This is a genomic window from Amycolatopsis sp. NBC_01286, assembly GCF_035982555.1.
GTDB lineage: Bacteria > Actinomycetota > Actinomycetes > Mycobacteriales > Pseudonocardiaceae > Amycolatopsis.
Genome location: NZ_CP108428.1, coordinates 3,134,341 through 3,160,282, shown reverse-complemented (window position 1 = coordinate 3,160,282; position 25,942 = coordinate 3,134,341). Strand labels below are relative to the sequence as shown.

The 25,942-nt window shown below is 71.2% G+C and carries 24 protein-coding genes; 8 read left to right on the top strand and 16 right to left on the bottom strand.

Annotated elements, in window-relative coordinates:
- Positions 1 to 20: 20 nt before the first annotated feature.
- The 7 genes from OG570_RS15375 to OG570_RS15345 form a co-directional block, all read right to left on the bottom strand.
- A complete protein-coding gene (locus OG570_RS15375) occupies positions 21 to 875 on the bottom strand; it encodes an amidohydrolase family protein (RefSeq protein WP_326957143.1) in 855 nt (284 codons plus the stop codon).
- Positions 872 to 2,416, bottom strand: a complete 1,545-nt coding sequence (locus OG570_RS15370) for a benzoate-CoA ligase family protein (RefSeq protein ID WP_326957141.1) — start codon at positions 2,414 to 2,416, stop codon at positions 872 to 874. Before OG570_RS15370 ends, OG570_RS15375 begins: the two co-directional genes overlap by 4 nt.
- A 9-nt stretch (positions 2,417 to 2,425) precedes the next feature.
- Positions 2,426 to 3,847, bottom strand: coding sequence for a benzoyl-CoA 2,3-epoxidase subunit BoxB (gene boxB, locus OG570_RS15365; protein WP_247058646.1), 1,422 nt, complete (start codon positions 3,845 to 3,847; stop codon positions 2,426 to 2,428).
- A gap of 5 nt (positions 3,848 to 3,852) precedes the next feature.
- On the bottom strand, positions 3,853 to 5,472 hold the full coding sequence (gene boxC, locus OG570_RS15360) for a 2,3-epoxybenzoyl-CoA dihydrolase (RefSeq protein WP_326957138.1): 1,620 nt from the start codon (positions 5,470 to 5,472) through the stop codon (positions 3,853 to 3,855).
- Between the two features lie 32 nt (positions 5,473 to 5,504).
- The gene (locus tag OG570_RS15355; RefSeq protein WP_326944786.1) at positions 5,505 to 5,942 is read right to left on the bottom strand and encodes a hypothetical protein; all 438 of its coding nucleotides are present in this window, start codon (positions 5,940 to 5,942) and stop codon (positions 5,505 to 5,507) included.
- A 106-nt stretch (positions 5,943 to 6,048) separates the two neighbouring features.
- The gene (locus tag OG570_RS15350) at positions 6,049 to 6,951 is read right to left on the bottom strand and encodes a GNAT family N-acetyltransferase (RefSeq protein ID WP_326957136.1); all 903 of its coding nucleotides are present in this window, start codon (positions 6,949 to 6,951) and stop codon (positions 6,049 to 6,051) included.
- 157 nt (positions 6,952 to 7,108) lie between these two features.
- Positions 7,109 to 9,535, bottom strand: a complete 2,427-nt coding sequence (locus OG570_RS15345) for a beta-glucosidase H (protein WP_326957134.1) — start codon at positions 9,533 to 9,535, stop codon at positions 7,109 to 7,111.
- A 93-nt stretch (positions 9,536 to 9,628) separates the two neighbouring features.
- Here OG570_RS15345 and OG570_RS15340 point away from each other — a divergent pair, with 93 nt between their 5' ends.
- Complete coding sequence (locus tag OG570_RS15340; protein ID WP_326957132.1) at positions 9,629 to 10,198, top strand: TetR/AcrR family transcriptional regulator; 570 nt, start codon at positions 9,629 to 9,631, stop codon at positions 10,196 to 10,198.
- Positions 10,199 to 10,674: 476 nt separating this feature from the next.
- Here the strand turns inward: OG570_RS15340 and OG570_RS15335 are convergent, their stop codons facing one another.
- Entirely contained in the window at positions 10,675 to 11,118 is a 444-nt protein-coding gene (locus OG570_RS15335) for a MarR family winged helix-turn-helix transcriptional regulator (protein WP_247058652.1), read from the bottom strand.
- Positions 11,119 to 11,167: 49 nt separating this feature from the next.
- On the opposite strand from OG570_RS15335, the gene OG570_RS15330 reads away from it, so the two are divergent.
- The 4 genes from OG570_RS15330 to OG570_RS15315 all read left to right on the top strand — a co-directional run bounded on the left by OG570_RS15330 (position 11,168) and on the right by OG570_RS15315 (position 16,454).
- Positions 11,168 to 11,635: a DUF1579 family protein gene (locus OG570_RS15330; protein ID WP_326957130.1), complete on the top strand. Its 468-nt coding sequence runs from the start codon at positions 11,168 to 11,170 to the stop codon at positions 11,633 to 11,635.
- A gap of 366 nt (positions 11,636 to 12,001) precedes the next feature.
- A complete protein-coding gene (locus tag OG570_RS15325; protein ID WP_326960036.1) occupies positions 12,002 to 13,891 on the top strand; it encodes an ABC transporter ATP-binding protein in 1,890 nt (629 codons plus the stop codon).
- A 212-nt stretch (positions 13,892 to 14,103) separates the two neighbouring features.
- Complete coding sequence (locus tag OG570_RS15320) at positions 14,104 to 15,579, top strand: WS/DGAT/MGAT family O-acyltransferase (RefSeq protein WP_326957127.1); 1,476 nt, start codon at positions 14,104 to 14,106, stop codon at positions 15,577 to 15,579.
- The gene (locus OG570_RS15315; protein WP_326957125.1) at positions 15,579 to 16,454 is read left to right on the top strand and encodes an alpha/beta fold hydrolase; all 876 of its coding nucleotides are present in this window, start codon (positions 15,579 to 15,581) and stop codon (positions 16,452 to 16,454) included. Before OG570_RS15320 ends, OG570_RS15315 begins: the two co-directional genes overlap by 1 nt.
- 326 nt (positions 16,455 to 16,780) lie before the next feature.
- Here the strand turns inward: OG570_RS15315 and OG570_RS15310 are convergent, their stop codons facing one another.
- Both OG570_RS15310 and OG570_RS15305 read right to left on the bottom strand, forming a co-directional pair.
- A complete protein-coding gene (locus tag OG570_RS15310; protein ID WP_326957123.1) occupies positions 16,781 to 17,542 on the bottom strand; it encodes a 2-keto-4-pentenoate hydratase in 762 nt (253 codons plus the stop codon).
- Complete coding sequence (locus tag OG570_RS15305; RefSeq protein WP_326957119.1) at positions 17,539 to 18,336, bottom strand: 2-keto-4-pentenoate hydratase; 798 nt, start codon at positions 18,334 to 18,336, stop codon at positions 17,539 to 17,541. Before OG570_RS15305 ends, OG570_RS15310 begins: the two co-directional genes overlap by 4 nt.
- A 140-nt stretch (positions 18,337 to 18,476) precedes the next feature.
- Between OG570_RS15305 and OG570_RS15300 the strand changes: the two genes are divergently transcribed.
- From OG570_RS15300 to OG570_RS15290, 3 genes are read left to right on the top strand one after another with little or no spacing between them, the layout of a single operon-like run.
- Positions 18,477 to 18,980 (top strand): VOC family protein, encoded by a 504-nt coding sequence (locus OG570_RS15300; RefSeq protein WP_247058659.1) that lies wholly within the window; start codon positions 18,477 to 18,479, stop codon positions 18,978 to 18,980.
- Between the two features lie 56 nt (positions 18,981 to 19,036).
- A complete protein-coding gene (locus OG570_RS15295; RefSeq protein ID WP_326957117.1) occupies positions 19,037 to 19,606 on the top strand; it encodes a hypothetical protein in 570 nt (189 codons plus the stop codon).
- Positions 19,607 to 19,629: 23 nt separating this feature from the next.
- Positions 19,630 to 20,031 (top strand): CoA-binding protein, encoded by a 402-nt coding sequence (locus OG570_RS15290; RefSeq protein ID WP_326957115.1) that lies wholly within the window; start codon positions 19,630 to 19,632, stop codon positions 20,029 to 20,031.
- Here the strand turns inward: OG570_RS15290 and OG570_RS15285 are convergent.
- The 6 genes from OG570_RS15285 to OG570_RS15260 all read right to left on the bottom strand — a co-directional run bounded on the left by OG570_RS15285 (position 20,028) and on the right by OG570_RS15260 (position 25,672).
- A complete protein-coding gene (locus OG570_RS15285) occupies positions 20,028 to 20,843 on the bottom strand; it encodes an NHL repeat-containing protein (protein ID WP_326960034.1) in 816 nt (271 codons plus the stop codon). The two genes, OG570_RS15290 and OG570_RS15285, sit on opposite strands and share 4 nt — an antisense overlap.
- 80 nt (positions 20,844 to 20,923) lie before the next feature.
- A complete protein-coding gene (locus tag OG570_RS15280; RefSeq protein WP_326944797.1) occupies positions 20,924 to 21,433 on the bottom strand; it encodes a GvpL/GvpF family gas vesicle protein in 510 nt (169 codons plus the stop codon).
- 194 nt (positions 21,434 to 21,627) lie between these two features.
- Positions 21,628 to 22,302, bottom strand: coding sequence for a response regulator transcription factor (locus OG570_RS15275; protein ID WP_326957113.1), 675 nt, complete (start codon positions 22,300 to 22,302; stop codon positions 21,628 to 21,630).
- A gap of 1 nt (position 22,303) precedes the next feature.
- Positions 22,304 to 23,707 (bottom strand): sensor histidine kinase, encoded by a 1,404-nt coding sequence (locus tag OG570_RS15270; protein ID WP_326957111.1) that lies wholly within the window; start codon positions 23,705 to 23,707, stop codon positions 22,304 to 22,306.
- Between the two features lie 29 nt (positions 23,708 to 23,736).
- The gene (locus OG570_RS15265) at positions 23,737 to 24,459 is read right to left on the bottom strand and encodes a type 1 glutamine amidotransferase (protein WP_326957109.1); all 723 of its coding nucleotides are present in this window, start codon (positions 24,457 to 24,459) and stop codon (positions 23,737 to 23,739) included.
- Entirely contained in the window at positions 24,452 to 25,672 is a 1,221-nt protein-coding gene (locus OG570_RS15260) for a Mur ligase family protein (RefSeq protein ID WP_326957107.1), read from the bottom strand. Before OG570_RS15260 ends, OG570_RS15265 begins: the two co-directional genes overlap by 8 nt.
- Positions 25,673 to 25,942 lie beyond the last annotated feature (270 nt).

Sequence of the window (25,942 nt, the reverse complement as noted above, 5' to 3'; positions counted from 1 at the left end):
GTCAAGCGCGCTCCCTGTGGTCAAGCGAGCGAGGGCATCAGCTTGATCGCGTTGCCCGACAAGACCCCGGTCAGCACGTCCTCGGGCCACCCCAGCCCGGCCAGTGACCGGACGTTCTTCGCCACCGACGGCACTCCCGGCCAGTCCGTCCCGAACACGAACTTCCCGGCCAGCCGGGCCAGGTCGAAGCGCTGGTAGTACTCCGGCAGCTTCTTCGGCGGCAGGCCCGCCAGGTCGAGCCAGACGTTGTCGCGGGCCAGCGCGAGGAACGCCGCGACGTCGTACCACCAGCCGCGGCCGCCGTGGGCGAACACGAACTGCAGGGCCGGAAAGTCCTCGACCACATCGGACAGCAGCTCGGGATTGCCGAAACTGGTGCGGGAACCGGGAAAGCTCGACGTTCCCGAGTGGAGGATCACCGGCACACCGCGCTCGAGGCACAGCTGGTAGACCGGGTACAGCTCCTTGTCCGCCGGCGAGAACGCGCCGTGCACCGGGTGGAGCTTCAGCGCCACCGCACCCAGGTCCAGCTGCCGCGCGACCTCGGCCGCGGCCGGGTGGTGCAGGTACGGGTTGACGTTCGCGACCAGCCGGAACCGCTCCGGGTTGTGCTCCACCAGCGGCAGGTTGTCCTCGATGGCCTGGATCCCGGTGGCCCGCGGGCTGTACTCGCAGAACAGCAGGACCCGGTCGACGCCTTCCGACTCCATCAGGTCGTCCATCGCCGCCGGGATCACCGAGCCGTCGTCGGCGTACACCGAACGCCACGGGTACGCCCCGGCGAAGTCGTGCGCCCACTGCAGCCACGCGGGCTTGAGCGTCGGCAGGCGCGGGGTGTGCACGTGCGCGTCGACCACGAAGTGCCCGTCGATCACGGGCTGGGCACCACCAGCAGCGCGTCGCGGACCTGATCGCGGATCACGTTGCGGCGGATCTTCCCGGTCGCCGTCTTCGGCAGCTCGGCCAGTTCGACCACCCCTCGGGGACGCTTGAACGCCGCGAGCCCTTCGCGGCAGAACTCGATCAGCTCTTCCGCGTCCACCGTAACCCCGGGCGCGGCCACCACGCACGCCACGGGCTTGTCGAGGCCGTCGGCGTCCGGCGCGGCGACGACCGCGACCTCGGCCACCGCCGGGTGCTGCCGCAGCCGTTCCTCCACTTCGGACGGTGACACCCAGATCCCGCCCGCCTTCAGCATGTCCCCGAAGCGGCCGAGGCAGCTGTACGTGCCGTCTTCGTTGCGCACGTAGCTGTCGCCGGTGCGCAGCCAGTCGCCCTGGAACACGAGCTTCGTCGCGTCGTAACGCGCCCAGTACCCGGTCGCCGTCGACGGCCCCGACACGAACAGCTCGCCGGGCTGGCCGACGGCGTCGATCACCGCGCCGGCCTCGTCTCGGATCTGGACGGCGTACCCGGGAACCGGGACGCCGGTGCTGCCGGGGCGCACCGAGCCCGGCAGGTTCGACAGGAAGATGTGCAACGCCTCGGTCGACCCGATGCCGTCGAGGATCTCCAGGCCGAAGCGCGCGCGGAAGCGTTCGAACAGCGACGCGGGCAGCGGCTCGCCCGCCGAAACGGCGTACCGCACCGAAGCGAACGAGTCGTCCGGGACGTCGCTGGCGAGCAACGCCGCGTAGAACGTCGGGACGGCGAAGAACAACGTCGGCTGCTCTTCACGAGCGCGTCGCGCGAACAACGCCGGTGTCGGCCGCGACGGCTCCAGCAGCGTCGTCCCGCCCGCGGCGAGCGGGAAGAAGCACGAGTTTCCCAGCCCGTAGGCGAAAAAGAGCTTCGGCACGGACAGGACCCGGTCGGTCTCGACGGTGCCCAGCACTTCGCGACCGTAGGTCTCGCAGACCGCCCGGATGCTCGCGTGCCGGTGCATCGCGCCCTTCGGCTGCCCCGTCGTCCCCGACGTGTACAGCCACAACGCGGGCGAGTCCGCCCACGTCCGTCCACTTCGGAACTCGCCGCCCAACGAAGACCACTTGTGCGTCCGGACGCCGAACCCGGTCGCCTCGGCGCGGTCGAGCAGGACGTCGGTGACCTCGGGGGCGAGGCCGAGCGCGGTCACGGCCTGCTCGGCGAACTCACCCGAGACGCACAGCAGCCGCGCCCGCGAGTCGGCGAGCACCTTGCCCAGCTCCAGGCCGGTGACCATGGTCGACACCGGCACCGCGACGGCGCCCGCGAGCATCGCGCCGAGGATGCCGGTGAGCAGTTCGACGTCGTCGACCATGCAGAACATGACCCGCTCTTCGGGACGCACCCCCAGCCCGGTGAGCCCGGCGGCGACCCGGCGGGACTCCGCCGCCAGCTCGGCGTAGGTCAGCGAACGGCGGGGCGAGACGACCGCGATCGCGTCCGGCTGCCCGGCCGAGAGCAGGTACTCGGCCGCGTTGAACCCTGTCGCCACCCAGGCCTCCTACGTGAGGTACACGTACTCGTAGTCGAACGGCTTGCCGTTGATGCCCTGCCGCGGCGGCGCCACCCAGCTCGCGATCTTCCCCCGCTCGTACACCGGGTGCATGAGCGAGCGGACGAACGCGAGGTCCTCGGTCGTGGGCAGCCACTTGTCCTTGCCGGCCAGCCACGTCGTCTCGTCGACGATCGTCCCGTCGGGAGTGACGTGGTGGCCGGAGTTTATGCCCACATCCCGGTTGAAACCAGGGTGTGGCAACCGGAACGTGAAGTCGATCCCGGCCTCGCTGAGGATCTTGTTCCAGCGCTTCACGCCGGTCTGGCAGTCGGCGGTGTACTCGCCGCGCAGGTCGAGGTTCAGCAGCAGGATCGCCTGCAGCTCCTCGGACGTCCAGGTGCCGTCGCCGGCCGGTTTGTCCAGCGTGCGGGCGTCCTCGGTGAGCTTGTGATCGTCCTTGCGGCGGGTCTCCTGCCAGCGGCCCTTGAGCCCGGCGGTGTAGTAGTTCGCCGCGTTCGTCGACGTCTCGCTGCCGAACAGGTCGAGCGAGACGGTGTAGTGGAAGTTGATGTAGCGCTGGATCAGCTCCAGCGGAATGCCGCCGTGCGGGCCGATGTCGCGCGTGTCGTGCTCGCGGATCAGCTCGGCGCTGCGCATGACCACGCGGTCGACGCCGGTGGTGCCGACGAACATGTGGTGCGCTTCCTCCTTCAGCATGAACTCGCAGGTGCGCGAGAGCGGGTCGAAGGAGGACTCCTTGAGCGTGCCGAGCTGGTACTTCCCGTCGCGGTCGGTGAAGTAGGTGAACATGTAGAACGCCAGCCAGTCGGCGGTTTCCTCGTTGAACGCGCCGAGGATGCGGGGCGCGTCCGGGCTGCCGGAGTTGCGCAGCAGCAGCCCTTCGGCCTCGTCCCGGCCTTCGCGGCCGAAGTAGGCGTGCAACAGGTAAACCATCGCCCACAGGTGACGGCCCTCTTCGACGTTGACCTGGAACAGGTTCCGCAGGTCGTAGAGGCTCGGCGCGGTGAGGCCGAGGAGCTTCTGCTGCTCGACGGACGCCGGTTCGGTGTCACCCTGGATGACAATCAGCCGCTGCAGGTCGGCGCGGTACTCGCCGGGCACCTGCTGCCACACGGGCTCGCCCTTGTGCTCGCCGAAGGAGATCCGCCGGTCGGGGTCGCGCTCGGCGAGGAAGATGCCCCAGCGGTAGTCCGGCACGTTGACGTGGTCGAAGTGCGCCCAGCCCTCGCGGCCCACGCTGATCGCGGTCCGCAGGTAGACGCCCTGAGTTTCGAGCGTCGGGCCCATCTCGCCCCACCAGTGCATGAACTTCGGCTGCCAGCCCTCCAGCGCGCGCTGCAGCCGGCGGTCGTCGGCGAGGCTGACGTTGTTGGGGATCTTCGCGTCGTAGTCGATTTTCTCGGGCATGAGCGCTAGACCCGCTTCCTGTCGAAGACGGCCTTCTGACCAGTACCGTATCGGCGCAGCGCGCCTTCCGGTCCGGATGCGTTCGGCCGGGTGAAAATCCAGTTCTGCCAAGCCGCCAAGCGGCCGAAGATCTTGGTCTCGATGGTCTCCGGGCCGACGAACCGGTGGTTGGCCTCCATGCCGGTCAGCGCGTCCGGGCTGAGCGACGCCCGGCCCTCCAGCGCGATCCGGATCTCGTCCCCCCAGTCGAGGTCGTCCGGCGCGTCGGTGACCAGACCGAGTTCGACGGCTTCGGCGGCGCTGAGGTCGTGGTTCTTCTCCCGCGCGAGCCAGGCGAGGTGGTCGTCGTCGCCGTAGAAGCGCGTCTGCAGCCGGGTCAGGCCGTTGCCCATGGGGAACGCGCCGAAGTTGGCCTCGGTCAGCCGGATCGACGCGCGGGCGTCGCTGTCTTCGTCGTCGATCGGCGGCCCGTCGAGGATGTACTGCCGGTCCGCGGCCAGCGCGACCTCCAGCAGCGCGCCGGCGAAGCAGCTGCCGGGTTCGATGAGCGCGATCAGGCTGCGGCTGGTGACGTCGAGGCGTTTGAGCGTGCGCTTGAAGTAGTGCGTGATCTCGTTGGCCAGCCAGTCCTTCCCGCCGAGGACGGCCTGCTCGTGCGCGACCACCTTCGCCGGATCGCCCTGGCTTCGCAGGATCCAGGTGCCGGCTTCGACCTCGTTGGTGCGCAGCCGCAGGATGGCGTCGTCCAGCTCGCGCGTCATGGCGAGGAACCAGCCGTTCGCACCCTCTTCGTGCAGGTCACCGGGGTCGTTCTCGGGGCCCTTGATGGTGATGGTGGCCTGGTCTTTTTCGACTTCGACGTCGACGTAGCGGTGTTCGAGCGGCGTCAGCTCGATGCCGCCCTCGCCGGTTCGGTCGGACTCGCGCGCGATCTCCCGGGCCCGCTGCAACACGGTCTCGCGGAACCCCTGACGCGGCACCAGCTCGTCGACCAGCCGCCAGTCGACGGCCGTCTTCCCCTTGACGCCGTCCGAGCGCGTCGCGAAGACGTCGGCGAGGTCGCGCCGGACACGCCGCTTGTCGACCACGCGCGTCAGCCCGCCGGTGCCGGGCAGCACGCCCAGCAGCGGCACCTCCGGCAACGCGACGGTCGAGGAGTTGTCGTCGATCAGCAGGATCTTTTCGCAGGCCAGCGCGATCTCGTACCCACCACCGGCGCACGTCCCGTTGACCGCGGCCACGTAGGTCTGGCCGGAGTGCGCGGTCGCGTCCTCCATGCCGTTGCGGGTCTCGTTGGTGAACTTGCAGAAGTTCACCTTCCAGTGGTGCTCAGACGCGGCGAGCATCCGGATGTTCGCGCCGGCGCAGAACACCTTGTCCTTCGCGCTGGTCACGATGACCACGCGGACCTCGGGGTGCTCGAACCGCAGCCGCTGGGTGGCGTCGTACAGCTCGATGTCGACGCCCAGGTCGTAGGAGTTGAGCTTGAGCTCGTAGCCCGGGACCAGCCCGCCCTGCTCGTCGACGTCCAGCTCGAGCCAGGCCACCTCCCCGTCGAGGCTGAGCCGCCAGTGGCGGTACTCGTCCGGACGGCGGCCGAAGTCAACCGGTGTGGTGGTGGTCACCCCTCCGATTGTCTACACGAATTCTGCGAACGTCAATGTTGTGTAGAAACTTGATCTCGCAAGGTCACCCGGTTGAGCGTCGCCCAGGCCCAGATGAGGAAGACCCAGAGCGCCAGGCCGGCCGCGGAGTCCGTGAAGATCGTGGCGAACCAGAACGCCGGGATCTGCGGCACGCCCGTCAGGAAGTGGCCCAGGGTGATCATCCCGGCCAGCGAGTAGACGAGCAAGAACGCCAGCGCTCGCGGGTAGCGCCCCCGCGTGTAGGCGCGGTAGCCGAGGTAGCCGAACGTCGTGAAGAGCACCCAGCCGAACGCCACGACGACGCCCGCCACCACCGCCGGGATGCCGGGCAGCTGCGGGTAGTCCGCGACGCGGATCGTGTTGTGCGTGTAGTGCAGCGTGGTGCTGAGCAGGGAGAAGCCGAGGATCACGCGAAGCGGCGTCAGCCCCTTCTCCTGAAGAACGTCCATCACGGGCCCCCAGAGTCGACTAGATAGATCGCTCTAGCGAAGGTACCGCGACCGGTCGTGAGTGGCAATGAGGGTTCTAACCCGCATTACCACTCACGACCCCTGCTCAGACCAGGTCGATGCGGTGCTGCGTCACCGGGTAGCCCGCCTTCGCGAAGGCCTTCGCCATCGGGATGTTCGGGACGTCGGTGGCCGCGACGATCTGGTCGGCGCCCTGCGCGACCAGGTCGTGCGTGGCCTCGACCAGCAGGTCGTACGCGTAACCGTGCCCCCGCTGCTCGGGCACCACGGCGATGTAACCGACCACCGGGTCGTAGTGGTTGCGGCTCGGCAACGCGAAGCCGACCAAGTCGCCTTCGCGCGTGTACGCGAGCCGCCACCAGTCCCGCGGCGCCGGCATCCACCGCATGATGTCGAGGTCTTCTTGCGCGGCGGCCTCGACACCCTGCTCGGCCACGACGCGGCGGACGTGCGCGTCGAGGCTGTCGGCGTTGACCTTGCGGAAGACGTCGAGGATGACGTCGTCGTCCGGTTCGGGCCGGAACTCGAGCCGCCCGGGCCGCTCCGGCAGGCCGTTTTCCGGCGTCCAGCAGTACCGGTAGCGCTCGACGAGCTTGCGGTAGCCCGCCTTCTCCGCCGCTTCGACGCGGATGGTCACCTCGTGGGCGACGTCCGGGTCGTCCTGCCACGCGGGCGGCGTGGTCAGGGAGTACTCCGCCCGGAACGGCGCCGTCGTCAGCAACTGCACGGCGGCGTCGAGGTCGGTGAAGTCGAACCAGTCGAGCGCGATCGGCTCTTCGTCGTCCGGCCCGGCCCACCAGGCGGCCCGCGCCACGACGACGCCGTCGCGCAGCGCGACCCACGACCAGCCGGGCCGGTACTCGCCTCGGAGCGCCATCTCGGCGTAGTCCTTGCCGAGCAGCTTGCGGCCGACGAGACCGCGGTCGGGCAGGGAGGTGAACAGTGTTTCTTCGCCCGCTTCGAGCGGGCGCACGACCAGATCGGTCATGGAAATCCTTCCGGGAGTACGCGCGCGCTCCCGGTCTACGGACTGGGCACCCTCGTTGCGAGGTGGGAGCGCGTGATCGGTTGCGTGATCATCGGACCCACCTCCTTTCGCTGGTCAAGGGTGCGAGGCAGAACCTACGGGCCGCCCGCGTCGGGCGTCAACGGATTTTCTGCAGCACAGTCCGCGTGCTCAGCCTGGGCTCGGCGTAGGAGTGCGACGCCTCGAGGACGTACTCGCCGGCAATGTGCTGCCAGCCGTCGCGCCAGGTCGAGACCGAGCGCGGCACGATCGCGATCTCGGCGTCCACCGCCTCGCCCGGGCCGGCTTCGACGCTCGCGAAGCCGGCGAGCCAGCGGTGCGGGCGGTCGCCGCGTTCGGTCGGGACCAGGTAGAGCTGGACGACTTCGCGGCCCTTGCGCGTCCCGGTGTTGCGGAGGCGGACGCGCACCTTCGCGCCGCCTTCGTCGTCCGGGAAGACGTCGAGCTCGTCGTAGGACCAGGTCGTGTAGCCGCGGCCGTGGCCGAACCAGTAGGCGGGCTGCTTCTCGGAACGGGCCCACGCGCTGTAGCCGATGTAGACGCCTTCTTCGTACGGCAGCACGCTTTCCTCGGGCGTCACGCGGGTGACAGGGGCGTCTTCGAGCTTGGCCGGCCACGTCGTCGGCAGCCGTCCGCCGGGCTCTTCGCGGCCGAAGAGGACGTCGGCGAGCGCGTCGCCGCCGGCCTGGCCGGGGAACCAGGTGAGCAGCACCGCGGCGACGTCGTCACGCCACGGCAGCTCGACCGGCGAACCGGCGTTGACGACGACCACGGTGTTCGGGTTGGCCCGCGCGACACGCGTGACGAGCTCGTCCTGCCTGCCCGGCAACGCCAGGGACGTCCGGTCGAACCCCTCGCTCTCGACCTCGGCGGTGGTGCCGACCACGACGATCGCGACGTCGGACTTCCCGGCCAGCGCAACGGCTTCGTCGAGCGCGGCGTCCGGGTCGAGCACCGGGCCGCGGTGCCCGAGCGCGAAGGTGACCCAGGCGAAGGTGCCGCGCGCGAACTCCGCCATCTCCGACGGGATCCAGTAGGTCAGGCTGACGTCGACCGGCTCGCCCGCGGTCAGTTCGACGTCCCGCCGCTGCTCGATGACCTGCATGATCGACGTGAAGACGTCACCGCCTTCGGGCAGGTTGACGCCGTCGAAGAGGGTCTGCCCGCCGACGACCAGGCGGAGGTCGCCGGGGCCGGTGAGGCCGAAGGTGTGCGTGCCGGTGGTCTCCGGGAAGAACGTGCCGTCGATCTCGACGCTCGCGAGCGTGGCCAGGTCGAGGCCGGCCGGCAGCTCGCCGATCCAGTCGATTCTCGCCTCTCGCAAAGGAAATTCAGCCAATCGGGTGCCATCGGCGGCTTTGGCGGTCGCCCGGAGCCGGAAATTGTCGGTGGCCGGCGGTAGCGTCGTTCGCGGATCGGCACCGATGGCGTAAGTGAGTTCGGTGCCTGGAGGAACGGCCTTCCGGAGGCCGTCGAGAGGGGAGACCACGTGGTCGGGAAACACGGTGGCACTGCCGCCGCCGAGGATCTTCGGGTCCGCGGCCAGCGCGCCGATCAGGGCGATGCGCTTTGGTTCATGCAGCGGAAGCGCGCCGGTTTCGTTGCTGAGCAACACGAACGACCGGTGCGCGATCTCGCGCGCGACCGCTTCACCGTCCATAGTGGAGTCCTGTCTTGCCGGGCTTTCGCCGAGCGCGCCGGTCCGGTGGGCCAGCAGGAGCACGCGGCGGACCATGTCGTCGACGACGTCCGGGTCGACCTCGCCGCCACGCACGGCCTCGGCGAGCCGGTCGCCGAACACGGTGCGCGGGCCCGGCATCGCGACGTCGAGCCCGCCGTTGGCGGACGCCACGGTGTCGCGCGCGGCCAGCCAGTCGGAGACGACGAAGCCGTCGAAGCCCCACTCGTCGCGCAGCACGCCGTTGAGCAGTCCGGCGTGCTGGGTCATCGTGATGCCGTTGACGCTGTTGTAGGCGGCCATGATCCCCCACGGCTTCGCCCGCCGGACGATGAGTTCGAACGGCGCGAGGTAGAGCTCGCGCAGCGCGCGTTCGCCGACGCGGACGTCGGCGGTGAAGCGTTCGGTCTCGAAGTCGTTGGCGACGAAGTGCTTGACCGTGACGCCGACCCCGCCGTCCTGCACGCCGGTGACGTAGCCGGCGCCGACCATCCCGGTGAGGAGGGGATCTTCGGAGTAGCACTCGAAGTGCCGGCCGCCCAGCGGTGAGCGCTGGAGGTTGACCGTGGGCGCGAGGAGCACGTGCACGCCCTTGCGGCGGGCCTCCTGCGCGAGCAGCCGCCCGGCGCGCACGGCCAGGCGCGGATCCCAGGCGGCGGCCAGCGCCGTCGGGCTGGGCAGGGTGACGGACGGGTCGTCCGGGCTCCACCGCACCCCGCGGACGCCGACCGGGCCGTCGGAGAGGACGAGCGGCCGGAGCCCGATCTCCGGCCTCGGGGGCAGACTCCAGACGTCCTGGCCGGCGAGCAGGCTCGCCTTGGCGTCCAGGTCGAGTTCGTCCAGCAGCGCGTCGACGTCGAAGCTCATGCCGCCCCTTCCGGAGGTCCTGCTGCCACCCTACCTGGCGCCGAGTAGTGAAAGTTACGCTTCCGTGACAGGTTGTCCCGTAGGCTCGGGATCATGACCCGGGTCAGGGGCGCCGACCGCCGCACGAGCATCGTCCGTGCCGCGTTCGACGTGATAGCCGAGCGCGGTTACCGGGCCACGTCCCTGGCCGCGGTGGCCGACCGGGTGGGCCTGACCCAGCAGGGCTTGATGCACTACTTCCCGACGAAGGAAGACCTGCTCACGGCGGTACTGGAGACCCGCGACGAGTGGGACCTGCTCCATTTCGGCCGCGACTCGTCGGCCATGACGGTCAACCAGCTGGCCGACTTGGTCGACTACAACGCGACCCGCAAGGGGATAGTCCAGACGTACACGGTCCTGGCCGCGGACAGCGTCACGGACGGCCACCCGGCGAGGTCGTACTTCCAGGACCGCTACACCCGGGTCCGCGCCGGAATGACGGAGATGCTCGAGCGCCACCGCGACGAGCTACCCCCGGGATCGACACCGGAACAACTGGCCCCCTTGGCAATAGCAGTCCTGGACGGCCTGCAACTGCAGTGGCTGCTGGCCCCGGAGGAGGTCGACATGTCGGCAGGCTTCCGCACATTCCTGACCCTGCTGGGCATCAAACCGGACTGACCCACACAACGGCGGCGTTCGGTGCGCCCGACGCCACATTGGGCACCATCCCCGGCCAACAGCGCAGGCTCCCCCACCCGCCGGCCCCGGGCCGGTCGCCGCGGCCACCACTCGATCAGCGGCACTCCACCGGAGCAGCCGCCACCCGCTGCCGCCCTCGCCCACCGTGCGACATTCCGCCCACCTCAACCACTCCCGCCCGCCGCGAAGCATCCACCCGGCCAGACGAGCCACACCCCCAGCGCAGCTCGCCCAGCCGACACTTCACAACGGCGGCCCCACCGCCAACTCCCGCAGCCGCCACAACATCCACAGCCTCACAACCGCGGCCCCACCGCCAGCTCCCGCAGCCGCCGCAACATCCGCAGCGTCACAACCGCGGCCGCGCCGTCAGCTCCCGCAGCCGCCGCAATATCCGCAGCGTCACAACCGCGGCCGCACCGCCAACTCCCGCAGCCGCCGCAATATCCGCAGCCTCACAACCGCGGCCGCACCGCCAGCTCCCGCAGCCGCCGCAATGTCCGCAGCGTCACCTCCAGGTCCTCCTCCGGCACCTCCGCCGCCAGCTCCTCCGCCCACTCGACCTGCGCCGCGCCCAGCTCGGCCATCGCCGCCTTCGCGCGTCGCGTCAGCACCAGCAACGGCGCCCGCGCGTCCCCGGGATTCGGCGAGCGCTCCAGCATTCCGTTGCGCAGCAAGCGGTTCACCGTCTCCTGCACACTCTGCCGCCGCAACCCTCGCCGTCGCGCGACGTCCGCGGCGGTCGCCGCGCCGTCCTCCAGGAAGCCCAGCACCTGCCACTGCGCCGCCGTCAGGCCGACCGGCGAGGTCAGCGCGTCGCCCGCGGCCAGGAAGCCGCCGTTGCACGCGAAGACCGCGTCGATCACCCGGGTGAACGTCTCGGCTCGCGGGGAACGCATGCGTGCTAGCCTCGCACATCGACAGGCACCTGTCGAACGGAGGCGAACCATGGACCTGCCCACCCTCGGCCCCGCGCACGACGCCCTGAAGGCCTTCGTCGGCGACTGGACCGGCACCGAAGACCTCGCCGCGTCCCCGTGGGCGCCGGCCTCGACAGCGCGCGCCGACTGCGAATACCGCTTGCAGCTCAACGGTTTCGTGCTGGTCCAGCAGTACCGTCAGCGCCGCGAAGACGGTACGGAGTTCCTAGGCCACAACGTCTTCACCGCGGACCCGCAGACCGGCGAGACGCTCTGGTACGGCTTCGACAGCTACGGCTTCCCGCCCGAGTCCCCCGCCCGCGGCGGCTGGGACGACGCGACGCTCGTCCTGGACAAGCAGACCGCCCGCGGCGTGGCCCGGCACCGGCTCACCCCGGACGGTGACACCCTCACGCACGAAATCGACGTGAAGATGGGCGAAGACCGCGAATTCAGCCCATTCCTGCGCGCCCGGTACGCCCGCGGAAACGGGTAGTGGAAACAGGCGACGTCCCTCCCCCCGTACACGAGGACGTCACCTGTTTCCGGTCTCCACCACCACATCCGCGGACTCGCTCGGTACGAGAGGTCCGGCGGCGGGGCAATTCCACAACGATTGTTAATTATTCAGTCGTGCGCTTTCAGGCTATGCAGCGAGCGTGTCCTCGAAGCCGCGATCAGCCCAGAGAAAACGATTACTTTCACCCGGATGGCGGAACGCCGACTCCGAACCGTGTCCCCGAGGGCGGACGCCGGACGCCCGAAATTGTCGTACCCCCGGAGTACACCTGAACGCGTGCGCAGATCCGCCGGACCACCCCAGGACACCCCGGACTCGCCCCCGCTGATCGGGGTCGAGAACATGAAGATGCCCGAATGGGCGCGGGTCGACGAACGCGTGGCCGGCGCCGGGTTCGGGCGGGCCGTGCGCGCGTTGCCCGCCGCGATCGCCGTCGTGCTGCGGCTGGCGTGGCGGACCTCGCCGCGGCTGACCCTGCTGGCGGGGGTGGTGCACGTCGTCTCCGGCTGCGTCACCGCGTTCGGGCTGCTCGCCACCGCGAACGTCTTCACCGCGCTCCTCCAGCAGGGCCCGACCCCGGAGCGGGTCATGCAGTCGCTGCCCGCGATCGCCGTCGTCACCGGCTCGTACGCGGCGCGCGCGGTGCTCGACGCCGCCGTCGCCGCCGTCGAGGGCGCACTGCGGCCGCAGGTCACCGCGGCGGCGGACGACGCGGTGACGGCGGCGGTCGTGCGCGTCGGGCTGATCGCCTTCGAAGACGCGGACTTCCGCGAGCTGGCCCGCCAAGGCGCGCGCTACGGCGTCCGCGCGATCGAGACCAGCCTGCGCCGGGTGGCGGACCTGACGTCGTCGGCGATCTCGCTCGCGGCGGCGATGCTCACGGCCGGGCTGCTCAACCCGTGGCTGGCGCCGGTCCTGCTGCTCGCGGCGGCGGCCGACGGCTGGTCCGCGGCGCGCGTGGCCAAGCTGAACTACCGGCACTTCCTCGACACGGTCGGGCGCAACATCCGCAAGTCGATCGTCGAGGAGGTCGCCACCTGGCGGTCGATGGCCCTCGAACGCCACGCGCTCACGCTCCAGGAGCCGCTGCTCGGCGAGTACCGGCGCATCTCGCGCAGCCTGACGCGCGAGGAGATCCGGCTCGCGCACCGCAGCAACCTGGTCCGCACGAGCGGGCGCGCCGCGGCCGGCCTCGGCACCGCCGTCGCCTACCTGGTGCTCGGCTGGCTGCTCTACACCGGCGGGATGGAGCTGGCTCTGGCCGGCACCGCGGTGCTGGCGATGCGCACGGCGTCGACGGCGCTGTCGAACACCATGCGCGCGGTCAACTCGCTGTACGAGGACTCGTTCTACATCGGGTTCTACAACCAGCTGCTGCTGGAGTCGGCGAAGCTGCGGCCGCCGCCGACGGCGCTGACCGCGCCCGCCGACCCGGCCGAGATCCGGCTCGAGGGCGTCACGTTCACCTACCCGGGTCAGAAGAAACCGGCACTGCGGGACATCTCCCTGACGATCCGGCGCGGCGAGGTGATCGCGCTGGTCGGCGAGAACGGCTCGGGCAAGACCACCCTCGGCAAGCTGCTGACCGGCCTCTACCCGCCGGACGAAGGCACCGTGCACTGGGACGACGTCGACCTCGCGCGGGCCGACCCGGAATCGGTGCACACGAACATCGCGGTGATCGCGCAGGAACCGGCGGAGTGGCCGATGACCGCGGCGAACAACATCACGGTCGGCCGCCTCGGCCGCCCCGACCCGGACCGCCGGGCGTGGCGCGAAGCGGTGGACCACTCCGGCGCCGGCGAGGTGATCGAATCGTTGCCACGTCAGGAAAACACGGTGCTCTCGAAGAAGTTCGACGAAGGCCACGACCTGTCCGGCGGCCAGTGGCAACGCATGGGCATCGCCCGCGGCATCTACCGCGACGCGTCGGTCCTGGTGGCCGACGAGCCGACGGCGGCCCTCGACGCCCGCGCCGAAGCGAAGGTGTTCGCGGGCCTGCAACACGCGAGCACGTCGAGCCGCGGCCGCCGCACCACGGTCCTGGTGACCCACCGGCTGGCCAACATCAAGTCCGCGGACCGCATCCTGGTCCTGGAGAAGGGCAGGTTGATCGAGGAGGGAACGCACGAAGACCTGATCCGCGTCGGCGGGGTCTACCACGAGCTGTACGAGATCCAGGCCCGCGCCTACCGCACCGGCACGGCCCGACCAGCCAAGCCCTCAGCCTGACCACCGAGCCCGCGCGACCTCGACGCGCTGCTGCTGGAACACCGAACAGCTCCACAGTCAGTGTTCCAGCCTGACCAGCCGTGCCCCCACCACACCGTGACAACGCACGTCACAGCAGGGCCATCCTGAGCTGCACCTCCGCACCCTCCTAGCGGATTTACGGCCGTCACCCCGCCGGGCAGACTGGCCTGCCGAGTCCCCGAGGAGGCCCGATGCGCCAGCTCACCGCCCTGGACGTGCAGTTCCTCAACGCCGAGTCGACCACCACCACCGGGCACGTCGGCGGGCTGTCGATCCTCGATCCGGCCACCGCGCCGGGCGGCACCGTGACCGTCGACGACCTGCGGGAGCTCATCGGCTCGCGGCTGCACCTCGCCAAGCCCCTGCGGTGGCGGCTGCTGCCGGTGCCGCTCGGGCTCGACCACCCGTACTGGATCGACGATCCCGAGTTCGACCTCGAGTACCACGTCCGCGAGATCGCGCTGCCCGCGCCGGGTGATGAACGGCAGCTCGCCGAGCAGATCGCGCGGCTCACCGCGCGGCCGCTCGACCGGCGGCGGCCGCTCTGGGAGGCCTACCTGGTGCAGGGCCTGCGCGACGGCAACGTCGCCGTCTACACGAAGGTGCACCACAGCGCGATCGACGGCGTCTCCGGCGCCGAGCTGATCGGCGTCCTCATGGACGTCACGCCCGAACCACGCCAGGTGAACCCGCCCGGGGAGCCACGAACAGACGACATCCCGTCCCCCGTCGAACTCGCGCTCAACGGCGTGAAACGGCTCGCGCTGCACCCCGTCAAGGCTGCGCTCCAAGTGCCGAAGCTGCTCCAGCACATCGACGAGGTGCCCGGCCTCGCCCGCTACCCCGGCGTCGGACTGCTCGCGAAGGCCGGCAGCGTGCTCAACCGCGTCACGCGCCAGGGCGCCGGACGCCACGAAGTCGACCGGCCGCGGCTGGTCGCGCCGGCCACGCCGTTCAACGGCCCGATCGGCCCGCACCGCCGGTTCGCGTACGGCTCGCTGCCGCTCGACGAGGTCAAGCGGGTCAAGAACACCTTCGGCGTCACGGTGAACGACGTCGTGATGGCGCTGTGCGCGACTGTCATGCGCCGGTGGCTCGTCGACCACGACGCGCTGCCCGACCAGCCGCTCGTGACGCTGGTTCCGCTGTCGGTGCGCACACCCGAGCAGGCCAAGGACGCCGGGAACCAGGTGTCGGTGATGCTGGCGCCGCTGCCGACGCACCTCGCCGACCCCGCCGCGCGGCTGGCCGAGGTCACCAGCGCGATGGTCGCCGCGAAGCAGCGGTACCAGCCGCTGCCGGCGTCGTGGCTGGTCGACTTCAGCGGCATGCTCCCGGCCGCGCTCGGCGGGCTCGCCGCCCGCGCCACCATGAAGTACCTCGGCGCGACCACGCCGGTCGTCAACCTCGTCGTGTCGAACGTCCCGGGCGCGCAGGTGCCGCTCTACCTGGCCGGCGCCCGGCTGCTCGCCAACTACCCGGTGTCCGCGATCACCGACGCGAGTGGCGGGCTGAACATCACCGTGATGTCCTACGACGGCAAGCTGGACTTCGGGCTGGTCGCGTGCCGCGAGCTGATCCCGGACGTCTGGGACCTGATCGACCACCTGCACGACGCGCTGGCCGAGCTCACCAAGCTGGCCGCCGAGCACACCCGGGAGGCCTGATGGCGGAGCGCGTCGCGGCGGTCAACGGTGTCGAGCTGTGCCACGAGACGTTCGGCGACGCGAGCGGGCGGCCACTGCTGCTCGTGATGGGGCTCGGCGCGCCGATGATCTGGTGGGACGAGGAGTTCTGCGAATCCCTTGCCGCACAAGGCTTCCACGTCATCCGGTTCGACAACCGCGACTCCGGGCGGTCGAGCCGGATGCACGGCCAGGCCAACCTCGCGCAGGCGTACCTGCTGCGCGGCGCGCCGTACTCGCTCGCCGACATGGCCGCCGACGCCGCCGGGCTGCTGGACTACCTCGGCATTCCGGCGGCGCACGTCGCCGGGGCGTCGATGGGCGGGATGATCGCGCAGACGCTGGCGATCCGGTACCCGTCGCGGGTGCTTTCGCTGACGTCGATCATGTCGACCACCGGGAGCCGGCTGGCCGGCCGCCCGAGCCCGAAGGCGATGTCGATGCTGCTCGGCGCCCGGCCGCGCGACCGCGCCGAGTACATCGAGCTGGCGGTCCGCACGTTCCGCGTGATCGGCTCGCCGGGCTACCCCTTCGACGAGGCCCGGATGCGCGAGCGGGCCGAGCGGACGTTCGACCGCGGCGTCCACCCGGGCGGCACGGTCCGCCAGCTCGCGGCGATCGTGGCCGACCGCGACCGGACGCCGAAGCTGCGCAAGGTGCGCGTGCCGGCCCTGGTGGTGCACGGATCGCGGGACCCGCTGGTCCACGTCTCCGGCGGCCGCGCGACGGCCCGCGCGATCCCGGGCGCCGACCTGGACATCGTCCCCGGCATGGGCCACGACCTGCCCCGCGCGGTCTGGCCCCGGGTGGTCGCGGGCATCACCCGCATCGCCGACCGAGCCAAAGTTACGACCTGACCCGCACCCGGCGGGTCGGCCCACGTACCCAGCCGGTCGGGTCACGTACTCAGACAGTCGGCTCACGTACTCAGACAGTCGGCTCACGTACTCAGACAGTCGGCTCACGTACCCAGGGAGTCGGGTCGCGTACCTGGACGGTCGGTTCGTGAGCCGACCCTCCAGGCACGTGAACCGACCCTCCAAGTACGCGAGTCGACCCTTCAAGTACACGAGTTCGCCGGGCCGGTTCGCGTAACTCACGTGATCCGGGACGTGTCTCGCGTGATTGAGGGCGTGACTCGCGTGATTGAGGGCGTAACTCGCGTGATGGGAGGCGACTCGGGTTAGGTGGAGAGGGTTACTGAGCCTAGGTGGGAGAAGTGGGCCGCTACTCGGGAACCCGGGTTGAGCGGGACTGCGTCTGTCATGCCGCCTGTCAGGACCAGCCAGCCTGGTTCCAAGGCCAGGCCGCGGGTCGCCAGGGTGTTCGCGGCCAGGGCCAGGGCCTCCGCTGGGTGGCCTTGGACCGCTGCGCCCGTGGCCGTGTCGACGATCTGGCCGTTGACCTCCAGCAGGGCCGCTTCCAAGGTGAGGTCCAAGGAAGACGCGGGCAGGCCGATCGGGCCCAGGGTGAAGTGAGACGACGAGCCGTTGTCCGCGACCGCGTCCGGGAGCGTGAAGCGGTAGTCCGCGTAGCGGCTGTCGATGATCTCCATCCCGCCGTAGACCCGGTCGACGGCGGCCAGCGCCGTCGCCGCCGTGACGCCGGGGCCGGACAGCCGACGGCCCAGCACGAAGACCAGCTCCGGCTCCGCGCGCGGGTGGAGCAGCGATGACGACGGCACGGGCACCCCCGCGGGCAGCACCATCGCGTCGGTCAGCCAGGCCAGCAACGGCGAGTCGATGCCCATCCGCTGCTGCTTCGCCCGGGACGTCAGGCCCAGCTTGACGCCGATCAGCGTCTCGCCGCGGGCCCGGCGCTGGCGCAGGGCCTCGTCCTGGATCGCGTACGCCGTGTCGACGTCGAGGTCCGGCCAGTCCGCCGAGAGCGGCGGGCGCTCCGACTCCGTGGCCAGCAAGGAAGCCGCCGCTTCGCGCACGTTCATGATTCCTCCGAAGGGGCGAACACCGCGGTGACGCTGCCGATGCCGGCGATGGTCGCGACGACCGTGTCGCCCGGTGAGACCGGGATCGCGCGGGTCATCGAGCCCGGCAGCACGACGTGCCCGGGTTCCAGCGTGACGCCCAGCGGGCCGACCGTGTTCGCCAGCCACACCAGCGAGTTCAACGGCGACCCGAGCACCGCACCGCCCGCGCCGGTCGCCGCCACCGAACCGTTTTGGTACAGCACACAGCCGGCCAGCCGCAGGTCTACCGCACCCAACGCCGTCGGGCTGCTGCCCAGCACCACGCCGCCGGACGACGCGTTGTCCGCGATCGTGTCGAAGAGCGTGATCTTCCAGTCCTGGATCCGCGAGTCGACGATCTCCAGCGACGGCAGCACAAATGACACAGCCCCCACCGCGTCGGCGACGGTGACGCCGGGGCCGCGCAACGCCGACCCGAGCACGAACGCGATCTCCGGCTCGATCCGCGGCTGCAGGAACGTCGACGTCGGGATCGGCTGGTGCTCCAGGTGGAACATGCTGCCGGTCAGGTGCCCGTAGTCGGGCTGGTCGACGCCCATCTGCCGCTGCATCGCCGCCGACGCGAGGCCGACCTTGTGCCCGCGGACGGCGTCACCCGCGGCCGTCCAGTGCCGCACCTGCTCCTGCTGGATCCGATAGGCGTCCTCGACGGTCGCCTCCGGGAAGGTCTTGATCAGCGGCTCGATCGGCTCGCGCGTCGCGTAGGCCCCGGCCAGAACGGCGGCGGCCTCCTGCACTCTGCTGGCGTCCACGCTCGGGAACTCTGCCCGCGGCGGCAGCCGCACACAAGCCCGGATGTTCCACCCAGCGGAACTCTCGCCAGACAACCTCTTGCGCGCGAGATAAATCGGGCGTACGTTGAACGACACCACCAGGAAGGGACGTGAGGGACATGGCACCGACACAGGCCGAGGTCACCAAGCTCGCCGAGGTCCGTGACGAGCTGCGCGAGCGCCACCTGCGCCCGGCCGCCGACCGGCCCGAAACCAACGGCCGCGGCATCCACCACACCGCGCTGATCTCCAGCGACGTCGAGCGGACCATCGGGTTCTACCAGGACATCCTCGGCTTCCCCCTCACCGAGCTGATCGAGAACCGCGACTACCCCGGCTCCAGCCACTTCTTCTTCGACGTCGGCAACGGCAACGCGGTCGCCTTCTTCGACCTGCCCGGCCTGGACCTCGGCCCGTACGCGGAGGTCCTCGGCGGACTGCACCACCTCGCGCTGTCGGTCACGCCGGAGCGGTGGAGCGTCATCAAGGACAAGCTCGACGAAGCCGGCGTGCAGTACCTGCTCGAGAGCGAGACGTCGATCTACCTGGCCGACCCCGACGGCGCCCGCGTCGAGCTGATCTCCGACCCGCTGGGCGAGATGTACGGCGAGAAGATCGGCTGAAAGCGTGGTCTGGACGTCGCGGGCGATCTACCCTGTCCGCGACGTCTGGAGGTCCGATGGCCGATTGGTCGCTTTCCCGCGCGAAGGCCCGGCTCGACCGCCGTGAGCACCTCGACGAGCTCACCGCCCGCACCCGGTTCGAGGTGCGGCTGCACCTGAACGAGCCCGCGGAGTACGGCAGCTACGACGACGTGGAGACCATCTTCGCGATCGGACACGGCGAGTGCGCCGCGTTGCTCGCGCACCGCCGCGTCCTCCCGCTGTGGGAACGGCTGCTGCTCGCCCGCTACGCCCGGCGGCTGCACGGCAAGGCGATCACCCGCAGTGTCGGCGCGGTCCCCAGCGGGGCGTCCGGGATCGCGCGCGCCTTCGGGGCCGAAATCCTCGAACTCGGCCCCGACTCCGGTGACACCGGCGCCAAGTACGACCTGCAGGGCCGCGGCCTGCTGACGGTGTTCCGCATCGCCGTCGGCGCCAAGGGCGAGGCGTGGCCGGACCGGCACGAGGTGTCGACGACGTCCGCGCGCAACATCCTGACCTGCTGCGCGACGTTCGCCCACCGGAGGCCGTGGCACGTGCTCTGGCCCGTCTACCGCGTCCGCGGCCTGCGGCTCTGGAAGCTTTGACGCGCGCCGGACGTTCCACCCTCATGAACGCTGAAGAGATCTTGGCGAACGCGAAGACGATCGCGGTCGTCGGCTTGAGCCGCGACCCGGCCAAGGCCGCGCACGGCGTGCCGGCGGTGTTGCAGGCCCACGGCTTCCGCATCATCCCGGTCCACCCGACCGCGACCGAGCTGCTCGGCGAGAAGGTCTACCGGTCCCTCAAGGACATCCCGGAGCCGGTCGACCTGGTCGACGTCTTCCGCCCGTCCGCCAAGGCGCCGGGGATCGCGCGTGACGCCGTCGAGATCGGTGCCAAGGCGCTGTGGCTGCAGCAGGGCATCACCTCCGCCGAGGCGCGCCGCATCGCCGAGGAGGGCGGGCTGGAGTTCGTGCAGAACCGCTGCACCGCGGTGGTCCGCGCGACGGCGTCGATCTCGAAGAGCTAGCCGCCGAAGCTGACTACGCGATGGCGCCCGGCGTCGGTGACCCAGATCCCGCCGGCCGCGTCGACGGCCACGCCGAGCGGGGCGCCGAGCGCGTCCGAGCCGAACTCCACGCGGCACGAGCCGGTGGTGTCGAACCGCGTGATCCGGCCGTGGTCCGGCGACGTGACGTACGCGTCGCCCGACGCGGTCACGGCGACGTCCGCCGCGCTGGACCGGCCGATCCCGATGGACCCGATGGCCCGGCCGTCGGCGTTGTACCGCACGACCGCGGCGTCGCCGTCCGCCGGGTGTCCGTTGTGGACGATCCAGACGCCGCCCGCGCCGTCGCCGGCGATGCCACGCGGTGAGCCGACCTTCTCGGTGATGTCGGTCAGCGCCGCGCCGGTGCGGGTGTCGAAGCGCGCGACGCGCTGGTGCCCGGGGTCGGCGACGAGCAGGCGGCCGGCCGAATCGAGCGCGATGCCGCACGGGCCGGCGAGCTCCCCGGTGCCGAACTCCCGGACGAACCCGCCCCACCACGCGTACTGCGCGACGCGGTGGTTGCCGGTGTCGGCGACGTAGACGTTGCCCGCCGCGTCGACCGCGACGGCTTCCGGCGCCTTGAGCCGCCCGGCCAGCACGCGCACGAGCTTGCCGTCGCGGGTGAACGCCTGGACGCGGTCGTTGCCGGTGTCGGCCACCCACAGCTGCCCGCGGGCGTCGACCGTGATCCCGGCCGGGCCGGCGAACTGCCCCGGCCCGGGGCCGACACGGCCGAACGCGCCGCGGTACTCCGGCGGCGGAGCCTGCTGGTCGGTGCGGGTCGCGATCATGGCCACGGCGTCAGGATCACCGACGCGGGGCCGCGGTGACCAGCGACGTCAGGACTGTTCAGCCACTGTTCCGCCGGCGCTCACCGCCGGTCGACGAAGCTGTACGCGGGCAGCGGCCCGAGCCAGTCGGCGCCGTGCCCGGCGACCGCCTCCCGGACGACGAGCAGGTCGCCCAGGCCCACCAGGAACGCCCAGCGCTCGTCGGCGTGCTCCCCCGCCGGCAGCGACACCGAGTCGCGGGCCCGTTCCGCCACCTCCGCGAGCAGGCCCACCCCCGACACGGAGTCGCCGAACCGCAGGCAGACGTGCACCTCGGCCAGGCCGTCGAGGCGGGCGAGGTCGGCGCGGTACTCATCGGCGGCCGGGGCGAGCACCTCGCGGCGGACGGCCTCTTCGTCTTCCGCGACCGCGCCGAACCGGGCGGGCAGCACCGGGCCGCCTTCGACGAGCGACGACACCACGGCCAGGTGCGCGGCCGGGTCGGGGTCGGCGGGCGTCTCGCCGACGACCATCGCGATGTCCTCCCACCGCACCGCGCGCGGCACCCTCGGATGACCGGCCCGGACCACCCCGAACAACTGCAGCGCCACGGTTCTCCGTTCTCGTTCGACAATTGCTCTCGACACCGCGGCGAAATTGCGGGAAATCGGCTCCTTCGCCGGCCGGACCGTCACCGTAGCAACGTCGGAGCTTCGGCACTAATGCCGTTCACACCGTGGTTTTCACCGGTTCGCCGAGTTCGGCCACCCGGTTGGCGGTGACTGCGCCGAAAAGGTGATTCCGGTTAATTTCCACCGGCCAGCCGATAACCGACCCCGCGGACCGTTTCGATGGTGTGGGTGCCGAACGGCACGTCGATCTTGCGGCGGAGGTAGCCGATGTAGACCTCGACGACGTTCTCGTCGCCGTCGTAGTGCGCGTCCCAGACGTGGCCGAGGATCTCGTTCTTCGTCAGCGCGGTGCCCGCCCGGCGCAGCAGGAACTCCAGCAGCCCGAACTCGCGCGCGGTCAGCTCGATCCGCCTTTGTCCTCTGTGGACGGTCCGGGCCGACGGGTCGAGCCGCAGGTCACCGGCCTCCAGCACGGCCGGGCGGGCCGGGGCGCCGCGCCGGAGCAGGGCCCGCAGCCGGGCGATGAGCACGACGAACGAGAACGGTTTCGACAGGTAGTCGTCGGCGCCGAGGTCGAACGCGTCGGCCTCGTCGTACTCGCCGTCCTTCGCGGTCAGCATCAGCACCGGCGTCCAGTTCTCGGCCGCCCGCAGGCGTTTGAGCACCTCGTAGCCGGACAGCTCGGGCAGCATGATGTCGAGCACGATGACGTCGTACTCCTGCTCGGTCGCCGACCACAGGCCGTCCTTGCCGGTGTGCGCGACGTCCACGGTGAAGCCCTCGGCGACCAGGCCGCGCCGGAGCGTCTCCGCGAACTCGCGCCCGTCCTCCACGATCAGCAGGCGCACGTCAGTCCTCCTCCTCTTCCGGCACGGCGATGACGGGCAGCTCGATCACGAACCGCGCACCCGGCGCCCCCGGTTCCTCGGACGCGGCGTAGCGCGCCCGGCCGCCGTGGCGCGCCGCGATGCCGGCGACGATCGGCAGGCCCAGCCCGGTGCCGCCGTGGCCGCGCTGGCGGGACGCGTCGAGCCGGACGAACCGCTCGAAGATCCGGTCGCGGTCGGCCTCGCCGACGCCGGGGCCGTCGTCACTGACCTCGACGACGGCGAGGTCGCCGTGCACCGAGCTGGCGACGCGGATCCGGTCCCGCGCGTGGCCGCGCGCGTTGTCGACGAGGTTGCGCACGGCCCGGCGCAGCTGGGCCTCGCTGCCGTAGACCTTCGCCGGGCCGGCCCGGACCTCGACGTCGAGCGCGCATTCGCCGCGCACGCGTTCGGCCTCGGCGCGGACGATGTCGTCGAGGTCGACCTCGGTGCGCGACGGCCGGTCGGTGGCGTCGTCGGTGCGGGCGAGCATCAGCAGGTCGTCGACCAGTTCGCGCAGCCGCGCGGTCTCGCGGGCGATCACCGGCACCAGCTCCTCGGTGCTCTCCGGGTGCCGCCCGGAGACGTCGAGCGCGGTGCTGATCGTCGAGAGCGGCGACCGCAGCTCGTGGCTGGCGTCCGCGACGAACCGGCGTTGCGCCGCCTGCGCGGAGGCCAGCCGGCCGAGCATTTCGTTGAGCGTCACGGCAAGCCGGTGCACCTCGTCGCCGCCCGGCGGCAGCGGGACGCGGGCTTCGAGGTCGCGCGTCGAGATCTCGGCGACGGTCCGGCGCATCCGCTCGACCGGCCGCAGCGCGGAGCCGACCGCGCGGTAGACGGCGAGGCCGGAGATGGCCAGCAGCGGGACGGCGATCAGGCCGAGCAGCAACGTCAGCCGCGTCGAGGCTTCGGTCACCGGTTCCAGCGAGCGCGCCGAGATCACCGTGAACGGCCCGCCCGGCCCGTTCACCTCCTGGGAGACGACGCGGTAGTCGTCGCCGTCGCCGTTGAGGCCGAGCGGGAGCGTCTCGACGGTTTCGTGCCCGATCGTCGGGCGGGCGGACGTCAGCGGCGGATGCCCGACGATGGCCGGGTCGCTCGCGATCGGCCGGCCCTGCGCGTTCAGCACCTGCGTGACGGCCTCGGTGTCGCCGGTGCTCGCGACGTCGCTCGCGCTCAGGTCCCGCGCGCCTTCGCGGACGAGCTGGATCGCGACCTGACGGCCGGTGCTGCGGGCACTCTCGGTGACGCTGCGGTCGAGCGACTCCTCCAGCAGCACCACGACGATCGCGAGCGCCGCCGCGATGGCCAGCGCGAGCGCGAACACCGCCACCGCGGTGGTGCGCATCCGGACGCCGGTCGCGGCGATCACCCTGCCCAGTTTCACCAACTCAGCGTAACCACGCCGCGACGCCGTCACGACGTCCGGCGCCGGCGCGAAGTGGTGAGCCGCTCCCCGCGCAGCCGGTCGACCTCGGGCACGGGCAACGCCGGCAGCGGGTGCCCGGCCGTCCAGGCGAGCAGCAGGTCCGCGAGCGCCGGGTTGCGGGCGAGCGCCGGGCCGTGCAGGTAGGTGCCGATGACCCGGTCGGTCACCGCGCCCTCGGTGCCGTCGCCGTTGCCGGTACCGCGCACGACCTGGCCCAGCGGGACGCTGTCGGCGCCGAGCTTGCTGACGCCGAGGTGGTTCTCGAAGCCGGTCAGCGGTGAGTTCCCCAAGAGCCCGGACGACGTCGCGACCAGCTCGGCGACCGACCGGCGCTCGCCGGGTTCGGTGGTGACGTCGAGCAGGCCGAGGCCGTCGTGGTCGACGCCGTCGAGGCCGCGGAAGCGGGTGCCGAGCACCTGCAGCCCGGCGCAGACGCCGAACACCACGGCGCCCTGGGCCACCGCGCGCCGCAGCCCGGGGTGCTTCCGCAGGTGCGCGGCGGCCAGCACCTGCGCGCCGTCCTCGCCGCCGCCGAGCAGGTAGAGGTCCAAAGTGGACGGCACCGGCACGCCGAGCCCGACCGGCACGACCTCGGCGTCGAACCCGCGCCACTGCAGCCGTTTGCACAGCACCTGCGCGTTGCCGGAATCGCCGTAGGTGCCGAGCACCTCGGGCAGCAGCAGTCCGATGTGGACGATCGACTCAGCCACCGGGCAGCCTGCCGACCAGGTCGCGGAACGCGGTGTAGTTGGCGACCAGCTCGACGGCGCCGGGCGGCAGCGTGTCGATCGCGGCGACCGGGTCCGGCTCGGCCCAGTGCGCCACCTCGGCGTAGCAGAGCCGGACGGCGAGATCGGCGCAGCGCTCGCCGGTGACGACGACCTGGCGCCCGCGCAGCCGTTCGAAGTGGACGTCCCAGAGCCAGGACAGGTCGCGCCCGTCGGCCTCCTGGGCGTTGACCGCGACCACCACCGGCGTGTCTTCGTCCAGCACGCGCAGCGTTTCCACCCAGCCGGCCGGGTTCTTCGCCAGCATCAGCCGCACGGAATGGCGGGTGCGGCGGACCGTGCGGTAGCGCCCGCCGATGTCGGTGATGGTCCGCAGCCGGGCCGCGGCGGTGTGCGGCGGCACGCCGAGCCGGTGCGCCGCGGCCAGCGCGAGCGCGGCGTTCCCGCGGTTCGCGTCGCCGGGCAGCCGCAGGTCGAGGTCGACCTGGCGGCCACCGGGCGTGCGGACGAGGTCGCCTTCGAGCGTCCAGCTGGGTTCCGGGCGGCTCAGGCCGCAGCCGCAGCTCCAGTGCCAGTCGGTCTCGGCGATCAGGCCTTCGCAACGCGGGCACGCGGTCGCGTCGCCGGTCCAGCGGCGGCCCGTGCTCACCCACACCGGCTTCGCGGCCGCGCTCGCGGCGGACGTCACGAGGACGTCGTCGCAGTTGGCGACGACCAGCGTGCCGGGCAGCGCGGCGATCGCGGCGCGGAGGTCGCGTTCGGTCGCGCGGACCTCGCCGACCCGGTCGAGCTGGTCGCGGCTCAGGTTGAGCAGCACCAGGACCGCGGGCTGGACCTGGTCCGCGACCTGCGGCACGTAGGTCTCGTCGACTTCGAGGACCGCGTACGGCGCGTCCGGGCGGGCGGTGAGCGCGGCGAGGACGCCGTCGGGCATGTTCGCGCCGTCGCCGTTGGAGGCGACCTCGGCCAGCGCTTCGAGCGCGCGGGTGAGCATCAGCGACGTCGTCGTCTTGCCGTTGGTGCCGGTGACGAGCACGACGGTGCGTTCCCGGCCGAGGCGGCGCAGCGCCCGCGGGTCGAGCGCGAGGGTGACGCGCCCGCCGATCATCCCGCCCGAGCCGAGCCCGGCGCTGCGGGACAGCCACGCGGTCAGCCGGCCGGCGGCCACGGACGCGCGGGTACGCAGGACGGTCATGCCGCAGACGGTGCCCGGAAGGCGCTGTGAGTTTCCTGAGCGCGTGACGGCGGTCTCCGCACGGGTGACCAATGGTCACTCCGAATTGCCCACTCGTTCGGCCGAATGTTCACGGATATGAACGTGGGCCACCGCCTAGCGTGACGTGACCGCCGCCACAACCGCCTTAGGTAGGAAACCTAACCATCGGAGGTTGTACCAATTAGCCGAGCTAACATTCCGCGCTATTGCGAGTTATTCCAAGATCTTCCCCGTATACATCGGAGGTGT